The sequence below is a fragment of the Paenibacillus profundus genome, assembly GCF_021369635.1.
GTDB classification, from domain to species: Bacteria; Bacillota; Bacilli; order Paenibacillales; family Paenibacillaceae; genus Paenibacillus_B; species Paenibacillus_B profundus.
In genome coordinates, this window is record NZ_JAJNBZ010000019.1 from 17,286 (window position 1) to 29,232 (window position 11,947).

The window sequence follows — 11,947 nt, forward strand, 5'->3', positions numbered from 1 at the left end:
ATTATCAGTTTAGGGTGGTACGTATGTACGAACAGGATATAAAGCCGATCACACGGCGTTCTTTATTTTATGCGTTGACGGATATTCGTTACTATGTTCAGCTTCTGAACTATGAACCAGGCACACTCGTGGCTGCCCAATACTCGATTCTAGCGATTGCAGCGGGAGAAGGGCGCCTGAATATCAATGGAACATGGTGCCGCTTGGAACGCGGGAAAGGCTTCATTCTGACTCCTGACATGAAGGTGTCTATCGAACAAGACAGCGAAGCTGCGCTTGAATACTACTGTGTGGCTTTTGAAATTCTACGGACATTAGGGTCAGGCGGAGAATTGAATAGCGCCAGCAATGACGAAGCTCCGACATTTCCGTGCGAGGGAGAGGTGGAGCTTCATCCTTTCTCCTGGTATATCGAGCTGATCGAGTCCATCTATCGTTTCCGGTATGAGAGTGATGAAATAGGTTCCTTTCAGAACTATGTCCGGTTTCAAGAGTTGATCGCACATATACTGGAAAATAATGTGGCGGGCGCGGATCAGACGGACACGCGTGCAGCCGTTGCGCTCTCGATCGAGCGGTTGCGTCACCGTTTCTGCGAGCAGATGACCGTGGATCAGATGGCGACGGAAGCGAAGGTGGGCCGGTGGCAATATACGCGTCTGTTCAAACAATTAACCGGCACGATTCCTCTTGATTATCTCAATGAGCTGCGCATGAGTCGGGCCAAAGAGCTGCTGTTGTGCACGGAAGACCGGCTCCATGACATTGCGCTCAAAGTGGGATTCAGCAATGAGTATTATTTCAATCGCCGCTTTACACAGACGGTCGGTATTACGCCCACCCGGTATAGACTCATGCATCGCGACGATATCCGGGTCATCTCCCCATATTTGGAGGATTTTCTGATAGCGCTCGGCATTACGCCTGTCGTACAATGCTCGCATTCCTTATGGGGCAAGCAGGATTATCTCGGTCTGGATGAGACTCCTGTATTCGACGTCTCGTCTGGCCGATACGAAGTGTTGTCGCAATACGAGCCGGACATCATCATGATCGATGGGGGAATGAATCGAACGAACTTCGAGCCGTATGCGCCGACCTATCAATTGGCAAGGATTAGCGAGGATTGGCGTTCGTCGCTGAGAACGATGGCCGATTGGTTCGGGAAGGCGGACAGAGCGGAGGAAGTAATTGCCCAGTATGAGAGTGAAGCTGCCGCTGCTAAGAGCATCTTAAGCCGGACTGCCAAAGGACAATCGATCGCGGTTCTGCGGATCACTTCGAACGGTATCGCCTTGTATGGCGGAGCCGACATGGGGTATACAGGTCCCGTGTTATACGGATCTTTAGGACTGACGCCGCACCCGCTCGTGAAGCAGCTGACACACGGCACGAGAAGGGCCGACTTGCCGCTTGAATGGCTGCATCAGCTTGACGCCGATCATTTGTTCATTACGTTCGAGAAGCAGGAGTCGTCCATAGACGGGGAGGAACGGAAGCTCTTGGACCACCCATTATGGCGGATGTTGCCTGCGGTACGGAATCAGTGCGTATATGAGGTTGATTTTTTGACGTGGATGAATTATGGTGTTATTTCGCATCGCAAAAAAATGGATGATGTACTGCAGGCGCTCGCTTGATCCCCCGACTTGAGTTTGTACAAAAAAAGCATGAAGATTGTCCATTGTCTCTGCAGAAGATCGTAGACTACAATTCATATGAAAATGAGAATCGATATTATGTTAATGGATGTGTGCTCCTGACGGCTGGAGACTCTGCTCATTTTACATGATACATAACAGAAAAGAGGGATTGTTTTTGTTAAGGCGCTTTTTCGCTTATTACCGTCCATATAGAAGCTTGTTCATTCTTGATTTCTCCTGCGCGGTCATTGCCGCGCTGCTGGAGCTCGGCTTCCCGCTTGCCGTCAACAAAGTGGTTGACCAGCTGTTGCCGACGGGGAATTGGAGATGGATTTTGTGGGCGTGTCTCGGTTTACTAGCTATCTATCTCATCAATATGGTACTTCACTTTGTCGTTACGTACTGGGGTCATATGCTCGGCATCAACATTGAAACCGACATGCGGAAAAAAATGTTCGACCACTTGCAAAAGCTGTCGTTCCGCTTCTTCGACAACAATAAGACCGGACAGCTGATGTCCCGCATATCCAACGATTTGTTGGAAATCGGCGAAGTGGCGCATCATGGGCCGGAGGATTTGTTCATCGCCGTCATGACGCTGCTTGGCGCATTTGGACTAATGCTCGGGATCAATTGGAAGATGGCTGTGCTGACGTTTATCGTTGTGCCGTTTCTACTGTGGCTGGCGCTATACTTCAATCGGAAGATGATGGGCGCCTTCCGGCGGATGATGTCCGATCTGGCCGATGTCAACGCACGGGTCGAAGATAGCATTGGCGGCATTCGCGTCGTTCAAGCGTTTGCTAACGAGCCCTATGAAAAAGACTTGTTCGCTAAGAACAATGGGCGCTTTCGGCTGACGAAGCTTCTGTCCTATAAAATCATGGCATGGAACACCTCGATTAGCTACATATTGATGCGGATCGTAACCGTGTTCGTGCTGTTGTGCGGGACTTGGTTCGTCATTCAGAACGAGTTGAGCTACGGCGAGTTTCTCGCCTTCATCCTGCTGACGAACGTGTTCCTAGGGCCAATCCAGAAGATTAACACGGTCATTGAGAGCTATCCGAAAGGGATCGCCGGCTTCAAGCGTTACGTCGAAATTCTCGACACGGAACCAGATGTGGCCGAAGCGCCGAATGCAGTGGATGTAGATCACCTGCGTGGCGACATTTGCTTCAAGGATGTATCGTTCGGCTACGATCAGGATAAGCCTGTCTTGAACAATATCCGCCTGAACATTCGGGCAGGGGAGACGGTTGCGTTCGTCGGTCCGTCAGGAGCGGGGAAGACGACCTTGTGCAGTCTGTTGCCACGCTTCTACGACGTGAATAAGGGCAGCATCTCGGTCGATGGCATCGATATTCGAGAGTTCAAGCTGGCGTCGCTGCGCAAGCAGATTGGTATCGTGCAGCAGGATGTGTTCCTGTTCTCTGGCACGATTCGGGAAAATATCGCGTACGGGAAGCTGGACGCGAGCGATGAGGAAATATGGGAAGCGGCTCGCCGGGCGCGGCTCGCGGATTTCATCCAGTCACAGCCGGAAGGCATGAAGACGATTATCGGCGATCGGGGCGTGAAGCTCTCTGGCGGACAGAAGCAGCGGCTTGCCATCGCGCGGATGTTCTTGAAAAATCCGCCGATCCTCATTCTAGACGAAGCGACATCGGCGCTTGATACCGAGACGGAAGCGGCGATTCAGCAATCGCTGGCCGAGTTGTCTAAAGGGCGCACGACACTCGTCATCGCTCACCGGCTGGCAACGATCCGCAATGCGGACCGTATCGTCGTTGTGACGGAGCAGGGCATTGCGGAGCAAGGAGCACATGAAGAACTTTTAGCCGTTGGCGGTATGTACAGCCGTTTGCACCACGCACAGTTCGGCGCTTAGACATGGATTAGGAAGCTCACGGTATCATATATACGAATTTGTGGCCCATGGGGAAGTGGATTATTGCCCCGTGGGTCTTTTTGTTGGATAACGTAAATCAATCAGACGTGTGAAAAAGCAAAAAGGACTACTCATTCGTGATAAAGATAAAATAAGGGTAAATAATCTCGAAATAGGTTGCTTATACACCGGCATGTACAGCCAAAGAACAGACAGGGCGGAAGTGAAACAGCATGGATGCAATCTGATTATCGGACGTGGGGGAGTGGAAGGAGTTAATGTCATATGACTCTAAGGTTGAAGGGCAGACCGCCCCCACCTTTTTTTATCCCATTCTTCATTGGATTTTGTCCAATGAAACAGCGAGGTATATCACTTCAAGGTCGCTTTCATTGGAATTTGTCCAATGGTTCACACTCCATCTGCACCAATCGCTGTAAAACAGCCGGATTCCATTGGACAAAATACAGTCTGAACGCTTTTAGCCGTCTGAGTGACAGATTCCGCTGTATGTTTTCCAATGGGGCATATGGTGCGTAATTATGTTGTTTCTGAAACTGTCTGGACTGCATGGAGAGAGTATATATGAGACTGATAAGTAAAAACCGTTGGTGGAATGGTACAATCCTTGCTCTTGGGGATATCTGAACTGAGGAAGTCTATGTTCCGGTCAACTGATACGCCAAGGTGAAGAGCAGCGGCTTATATTGCGTAAATAGCTCGTTCCACTCCATTACGCTCCCATTCCTTTCTATTGAAGACGGGCACTATCCCATGCCCATTTCTGTATTTCCCAGTCCCGTTTCCCGGCAATAATAAAATGAATTCCCCATTTTTGCAGCCACATGACAGCTTGCGCTGGACTAAACCCGAAGCAGCAAATGCTCGGTTTCCGTTAAGGTGCACATATAACGAGGAGTGCCGCTTATTTGTGACAATCGAGCCGAATCCATTACCCCGATGATGTTCAAGTGCCGCTGCAGACGGCCATAAGTAGGACGTAGGAAAGGCTGTCCGTTTTACGTTCTATTCCGTTTTCATGATCGCCGTCGTTACCGCCCCGTGCTTAATGACACGGAACCGTTCTGAAGTCATGATGACATCTTCTAAAAAGGGGATTTGGGGCGTGTATACAAAGCTGCCTCCGACTTTGAGAGAGTGAAGCATGTTTGTGAATTTAGTCATGTATTCCCGGTATTTCCCGTCTTTGCGATACAAATGATGTCCGAAATGGTTCGAGAAGGCCATATGCGAGATCATCATACCCCAATGATTATCTGGAAATTTCGTGTCAGACCAGTTCCGGTTCATGAACCAGCCATTGTCTTCCACCATCCGATCCATGCCGTAGGCTTCGATCCCGTTCGCTCTCAAGTAATTGACCAGCTTCCCGCTATGGCCACATCCAATATCCAACACGGGCTCCATCATCTGCTCGAGATCAAGATGCAACATACAGATTTGAAATTCGGGCCGGTATTCGGCACAAACGATTTCAAACGTGTGCTCACTAAGCTCGTATTTCTTAAATATGTCCTTCCCGTTCGTGTCGATGAGAAACATGCGCAGCTGGTTATAATGAACGGCAAAAACGGCTCGAATTGCTTGTTCCGGGAGGGGGAAATGATGATGGAGAATATCCCGGATCTGTTGCATAAATGTATAGTTGACCACGCTCAAGCGCGCATAATCCTTAGATGTAAAATTCAAAAATTGATTCGTTTTTATGAATAGCTCAATAATTTTACGGGTGCTGTACTGTATTAACTGACCTTGCTCTTGAAAATGAGCGGGGGAAAAGAAGGCTCGAAGCTTCTCCGTGTCATGCTTGAACAACTGAATGGTTTCTTGAGCTGGCTCTGTTGCAAGACTGCCCTTCAGTCCCGTATAGAACAGGCTTTTCGTACCATTATATTGAAGCTGGTGATCCACGATTCGAATGAATGGTTTGAGCATGGGTTCACTCCTTTGTTGTGGACGATCAGGTGGGAGGGGGGCACGGGTATCATCCAATGCGTACGGTATGGAACTGACTGCAGCACTTGCGTCATGTTCACAATTCAGTACCAGCTATAGTACATGAATGCTGCAGCATAATCAATGACATGTTCTAAAAAGGGGCTAAAATTTACTATGATAATGATTATCAATATCATTAAAATGTGTTATAATAAGGGAAGCTGATACGGTCACACTCTGCTGTCATCACGATACATTTTTGAACAACGCACTAATAGGAGGTGGAGAGCTGTTATGGTTGCAACGACGTCCGCACCAATTACGAAAGCCTTGAAATCCATAGCTCTGTTCCAGTATTTTAAAGATTGGGAGCTGGAAGCGATGGCCAATGTTTCAGCTTTGCGTCCATATAAACGCAATTCCCAATTATTTTGTCAATATGATCCTATGGATAATATATACTTTGTTATTAATGGCAGAATTCGAATTTACCGGATTAGTGAGGAGGGCAAGGAGCAAACTTTTTATATGGCATCAGACGGGGAAATGTTTCCGAATGAAGGGTTTTTCCGCAATGGGAGCTATACCGCTAATGCGGCAGCCGAAACCGATAGTCTGTGTCTGGTCACTGCGCTGAAGCCGTTCGAGGAGATCTTGATACATAATTCAGACATGACCACGAGATTGTTTCAATTGCTGACGGATAAGATTATTGATCTGCAGACCCGGCTGGAGGAAAAATCATGCTATACTTTGAAACGTCAAGTCATGGCATCGCTCATTCGCTTAAGCAACACCCATAGTTCCGCTTGTGAGGGGGGATGGAATAAATTCGATACCCGGCTTACCAATCAAGAGCTGGCTGGCATGGTCGGCACGACGCGAGAAACGGTCAATCGGTGCCTGAACGAATTGAAGAAGCATGAGGTCTTGACAGCCAGCAACGAAGGGTACCTCATGATTCGAACGGAAATGCTGCGGCAAATGCTGCATGGAGTAGGCAACTAAACTGACGAATACGATATGAGGAGGAATCGCCATGGATTACCGAATCGAGCACGACACGTTAGGAGAAGTGAAAGTACCCGCTGACAGGCTTTGGGCGGCTCAGACCCAACGCAGCTTTGATAACTTCCGCATCGGCACGGAACAGATGCCGCTGCCGCTCATCCGCGTATTCGCCATCTTGAAAAAAAGCGCGGCGCTGGCGAACCGCTCGCTCGGCAAGCTGGAGGTGGAGAAGGCGGATGCGATCGTTGCGGCGGCGGATGAGATTATCCGCGGCGAGCTGGACGATCATTTTCCGCTTGTCGTCTGGCAGACAGGGAGCGGCACGCAGACGAACATGAACGTCAACGAGGTGATTGCCAATCGCGCCAATCAATGGCTGCAGCAGCGCGGAAGCGGCTTGCGTATTCATCCGAATGACGATGTCAACCGTTCGCAGAGCTCGAACGATACGTTCCCGGCGGCAATGCACGTCGCCGCTCTCTTGGCACTCGAAGATGAGGTGCTGCCGGCATTGGCTGAATTGAAACGTACGCTCCAGGACAAGAGCGAGGAATTCCAGGACATCATCAAAATCGGCAGGACCCATCTGCAGGACGCGACGCCGTTGACGCTCGGACAAGAAATAAGCGGCTGGGTCCGTATGTTGGATAAGACGGAACGCATGCTGAAGCAAAGCGCGGAGTATACGCAGGAATTAGCAATTGGCGGAACGGCGGTCGGGACCGGGATCAATGCCCATCCGCAATTCGGCGATCTGACGGCAGCAGAGATTAGCAAGCAGACCGGCAAGACGTTTACATCCGCCGTCAACAAATTTCACGCTCTGACGAGTCATGATGAACTCGTGCATGCACATGGAGCATTGAAGGCGCTGGCGGCCGATCTGATGAAGATCGCCAATGACGTGAGATGGCTGGCTAGCGGGCCACGCTGCGGCATTGGCGAGATTACGATACCGGCCAACGAGCCCGGAAGCTCCATTATGCCGGGCAAGGTGAATCCAACACAGAGCGAAGCAATGACGATGGTCGTCTGCCAAGTGATGGGCAATGACGCGGCGATTGGCTTTGCGGCCAGTCAAGGTAATTTCCAGCTGAACGTGTTCAAGCCGGTCATTATCTACAATTTTCTGCAATCGGCGCGCCTGCTGGCCGATGCCATGCGTTCTTTCCATGACCATTGTGCAGTCGGCATCGAGCCGAATCGGGCAGCGATTCAGAGCAATCTCGATAAATCGCTCATGCTCGTCACCGCATTGAATCCTCATATCGGCTATGAGAACGCGGCCGCGGTGGCGAAGCTGGCTCATCGAGAAGGAATGACGCTCAAGGAAGCGGCGCTGCATAGCAAGCTGTTGACCGAGGAGCAATTCGACCGCATCGTGCGGCCTGAACATATGATTGCACCGACAGAAGAGTGAGTCGTGCGTTACTGAGCGATTGTCTGCGTTATAAGCAGACAATCGCTCTTTTTTGTTTATGACATTTAGGTTTAAGACTGTTGCCGCAATAGTTGTATATAGATGTAAAGACCAGTATATAGAAACGCCGCCAAGCTCTTTTTATAATGAATCTATAAGAGGGTGTTCAAAAAGTCCGCTTTTGATCACGAAGTCAACCAGGAAGTAACTCGGCATCGAATCTTGCATTCACTCTCGAACAGCGTATGCTTTCGAAGTATGTTTCCTGCGGAAACATTTCAGCTGCTCATGTAGTCTTGCCTACACTGCGCTGCTCCTTACAAGTTTTGCAAAGCAAAACTCGCTTCGGAAGCATACGCTTCGAGTTCCTGCAACCTTCTCGGTGCTGAAAACCAACCTTTTTGAACACGCATTATAAGATATATTTACTACTTACTTTCACTTACTGGGAGGGTCGCACGTGAAAAGAAAACAGAAAATCAGTTTGGTCGTGGCGCTCATCATTAGCCTCGTTGCCGCCACTGCATGCGGGAAGCAAGAGGAGGCACAGAAGCCAGAGGGAGTACCAGCCACCGAGGCGAATGCCGTCTTGGAAGTTTCAACGGTTCGTGCCAGTGATCCGTATCTGAAGTTTGATGAAGGAGAAGACTTTGACAACAACTCGGTGTACGACGCATACGAGAAAGACACCGGGGTGAGAATTACGAACAAATGGATAGCCGACGGCAGCCAGTTCCCAGAAAAGCTGAAGATGGCGATAGCTTCCAATGATATCCCTGACTTTTTCCCGGTTGAAGCCGCTCAACTGCAGCAGCTGATCGAAGCAGATATGATTATGGATTTGACAAGTGTGTATGAAGAGTTCGCCACGCCTGAAACGAAAAAGTTCATGAAAATGGACGGCGGTCTGCAGATGAAGTCTGCTACGTTCGATGACAAGCTGATGGCGATTCCACAGACGGGGAATCCTTATACCGGACAGTTCGTGTGGGTGCGCACCGACTGGCTGAAGCAGCTCAACCTGCCTGAACCGAACACGATGCAAGATTTAATGACAATTATGGAAGCGTTCGCAACGAAGGACCCCGGCGGAACGGGCAAGTCGTACGGCTTGGCATTGAATAAAACATTTAACGACGGCGCAACCGGCCTTGTCGGCTTCTTGAACGGCTACCATGCTTACTTGGAACAGTGGATTGACGATGGTACAGGTCAAATCGTGAGCGGAGACATTCAACCGCAAATGAAGGATGCATTGAAGGCATTGCAGGATATGTTCAAGAAAGGACTGATTGATCCTGAATTTGCTGTCAAGGATACGCAGAAGGCATCCGAATTGATCTTCGGTGACAGCATTGGCGTACTATACGGTGCCGAATGGACACCGGCCCATCTCGTCCAAGGGGCGGTAAAGGACGGAAAGGCCGTTCAGGAATGGGGCGTATATCGGCTGCCATCAGCTGACGACAAGCCAGCAAAGTCACAGATCGGATTGGGTGCCATCAATTACTATGTCGTGTCCAAAAAAGCCAAGCATCCAGAGGCTGTTATCAAGCTGCTGAATCATTGGATCGTGGTCGACAACAACCAGACGGAAGAAAATAAAGTGTACGAATTTGGTAAAGATCGGGTGGAGAAGTCTAGCAACTACTGGCTGCTTAACCCGCTGACGCCACACAACCAGACGAATGACAACGGTGAAGTATTGCCGAAGGCGATTCAGAACAAGGACGCCAGCATTTTGACGACGAAGGAACACAGAACCCGGTATGGCCGAGCTATGAAATATGTGGAGGGCGATATTTCCATGTGGTGGGAATATTTGATTTCCGGCCCGAACGGATCGCTGTCACTCGTTCCGAAGATGAAGCAGGACAATCTATTCGAACAGACCAAGTTCTATGGCGCGCCGACGCCGACAATGGTTGAAAAAGGCGCGATTTTGAACAAGAAACGTGACGAAGTGTTCGTCAAAATCATTATGAATCAAGTTCCAATTGAGCAATTCGATCAATTTGTCGCCGATTGGAAGAAGCTCGGTGGAGATCAGATTACTGCGGAAGTGAACGAATGGTACGCCAAAAATAAATAATTGCATCGATGGATAGATGACATCTCGTTCCTTAGGGGAATCGGAACGCGTTCGGTTCCCCTTTTTCCTATTTTGATTTCAAGCAGGTGGTGCGTATGAATACAATAAAACGCATGTGGAAGACCGAGTGGCCGCTTCATGTCATGCTCCTTCCCGGATTGGTCTTCATTCTCATATTCAGTTATATTCCAATGGCTGGCATTATCATGGCTTTTCAGAAGTTCATCCCGAGTAAAGGGTTGTTTGGATCGCCGTTTGTCGGGTGGAAAAACTTTCAGTTTGTGATTGATTATCCCGATATCGGCCAAATCTTTTTCAACACCGTCTTCATTGCCGTTATGAAAATTGCAGCCGGACTCATCGTGCCGATTACGATCGCGATCTTGTTAAATGAACTAGGCAAAGAATGGATCAAACGGACCTTCCAAACGCTGGTCTATTTGCCGCATTTCTTATCCTGGGTGCTGCTGAGCGGGATCTTGATCGACATCTTATCGCCTTCTTCAGGCATCTTCAATCAACTCCTTGGCGTATTCGGCATCGATCCGATTTTTTTCCTGGGCGATAATAAGTGGTTTCCTTACGTGATGGTCATTTCAGATGTATGGAAGGAATTCGGATTCGGAACGATCGTGTACTTGGCTGCGCTCACCGGGATTAACCCATCGCTTTACGAAGCTGCAGAGATCGACGGAGCCGGGCGCTGGAAGCAGACGCTCTACGTGACCTTGCCGGGAATGATGCCGATTATCGTGTTGATGTTAACCTTGAACATCGGCAATGTGTTGAATGCGGGCTTCGATCAAATCTTCAATTTATACAGCCCGCAAGTGTATGAAAGCGCAGATATTATTGACACGTTCGTCTATCGCATGGGGATCCAGCAATCGCAATTCGGATTTGCAACCGCGGTGGGTCTGTTAAAGTCAATCGTCTCCTTTATTATGATTTCCGTGTCTTATATGTTGGCTTATCGTTTCGCGAACTATCGTATTTTCTAGCAAAGGAGCTTGGCGTACTTATGAAAAAGACACTGGGCCGGCGACTGTTTATTGGCTGCAATTTTCTGTTGCTTGCGGCGATCTCGTTTATGTGCTTGATGCCCATCATCCATATTTTGGCCATCTCGTTCAGCTCCGGCGCGTCGGCCTCGGCTGGCAAAGTGACATTATGGCCTGTCGAGTTCACCACGGCCGCTTATGAGAATGTATTCGGCAAGCCTGAATATTTGCAGGCCTTCTGGATTTCGATCCAGCGTGTCGTGCTCGGGACAGCCGCCAGCATGTTTCTAACGATACTAACGGCATATCCATTATCGAAAGACACGAGGCAATTTCGCCTGCGTACCGTTTACGTATGGATATTTGTATTCACGATTTTGTTTAACGGCGGTCTCATTCCTTGGTATATGACGATTAAGACGCTCGGTCTGATCGATTCGATATGGGCATTAGTGCTTCCGAGTGCGGTGCAGGTGTTCAATATTATTTTGCTGCTTAATTTTTACCGCAATTTGCCGAAGGAACTGGACGAATCGTCAAGGATGGACGGCGCCGGACACTTCACGACATTATGGAAAATATATGTGCCATTGTCTCTGCCAGCGCTTGCGACAACCGGTCTCTTCACGATGGTCGGGCATTGGAACAGCTGGTTCGACGGGATGATCCTGATGAATCATCCTGATAAATACCCGCTGCAAACGTTTTTACAGACGATTATTATTAACCTGGACTTCCGATTTCTGAAATCGCAAGACGCAGAGTTAATGATTCAACTGTCCGATCGGACCAGCAAAGCAGCGCAAATATTTGTCGCCGCCTTTCCAATCCTGATCGTCTATCCGTTTCTGCAACGATTTTTCATTAAAGGAATTGTGATGGGAAGCGTCAAAGAATAATAGTTTAAAGTTATCTACTTAGGGAGATCAG

The 11,947-nt window shown here is 49.1% G+C and carries 8 protein-coding genes; 7 read left to right on the plus strand and 1 reads right to left on the minus strand.

Annotated elements, in window-relative coordinates; translation table 11 throughout:
• The first annotated feature begins 23 nt into the window (after window positions 1–23).
• Together LQV63_RS19950 and LQV63_RS19955 are read left to right on the plus strand one after the other, a co-directional pair.
• The gene (locus LQV63_RS19950; protein ID WP_233698027.1) at window positions 24–1,640 is read left to right on the plus strand and encodes an AraC family transcriptional regulator; all 1,617 of its coding nucleotides are present in this window, start codon (window positions 24–26) and stop codon (window positions 1,638–1,640) included.
• 178 nt (window positions 1,641–1,818) lie between these two features.
• Window positions 1,819–3,534, plus strand: a complete 1,716-nt coding sequence (locus tag LQV63_RS19955; protein WP_233698028.1) for an ABC transporter ATP-binding protein — start codon at window positions 1,819–1,821, stop codon at window positions 3,532–3,534.
• Between the two features lie 1,026 nt (window positions 3,535–4,560).
• On the opposite strand, the gene LQV63_RS19960 is transcribed toward LQV63_RS19955, so the two are convergent.
• The gene (locus LQV63_RS19960; protein ID WP_019419442.1) at window positions 4,561–5,490 is read right to left on the minus strand and encodes a class I SAM-dependent methyltransferase; all 930 of its coding nucleotides are present in this window, start codon (window positions 5,488–5,490) and stop codon (window positions 4,561–4,563) included.
• Window positions 5,491–5,787: 297 nt separating this feature from the next.
• Between LQV63_RS19960 and LQV63_RS19965 the strand changes: the two genes are divergently transcribed.
• From LQV63_RS19965 to LQV63_RS19985, 5 genes are all read left to right on the plus strand, one after another.
• Window positions 5,788–6,501 carry a Crp/Fnr family transcriptional regulator gene (locus LQV63_RS19965; protein WP_019419441.1) on the plus strand — a complete coding sequence of 238 codons (714 nt, stop codon included), beginning with the start codon at window positions 5,788–5,790 and terminating at the stop codon, window positions 6,499–6,501.
• A gap of 31 nt (window positions 6,502–6,532) precedes the next feature.
• Window positions 6,533–7,924, plus strand: a complete 1,392-nt coding sequence (fumC, locus tag LQV63_RS19970; protein ID WP_233698029.1) for a class II fumarate hydratase — start codon at window positions 6,533–6,535, stop codon at window positions 7,922–7,924.
• Between the two features lie 460 nt (window positions 7,925–8,384).
• Window positions 8,385–10,016 carry an extracellular solute-binding protein gene (locus tag LQV63_RS19975; protein WP_233698030.1) on the plus strand — a complete coding sequence of 544 codons (1,632 nt, stop codon included), beginning with the start codon at window positions 8,385–8,387 and terminating at the stop codon, window positions 10,014–10,016.
• A 95-nt stretch (window positions 10,017–10,111) separates the two neighbouring features.
• Window positions 10,112–11,017, plus strand: coding sequence for an ABC transporter permease (locus LQV63_RS19980; RefSeq protein ID WP_019420139.1), 906 nt, complete (start codon window positions 10,112–10,114; stop codon window positions 11,015–11,017).
• Between the two features lie 20 nt (window positions 11,018–11,037).
• Window positions 11,038–11,916 carry a carbohydrate ABC transporter permease gene (locus LQV63_RS19985; protein WP_019420138.1) on the plus strand — a complete coding sequence of 293 codons (879 nt, stop codon included), beginning with the start codon at window positions 11,038–11,040 and terminating at the stop codon, window positions 11,914–11,916.
• The last annotated feature ends 31 nt before the right edge of the window (window positions 11,917–11,947 follow it).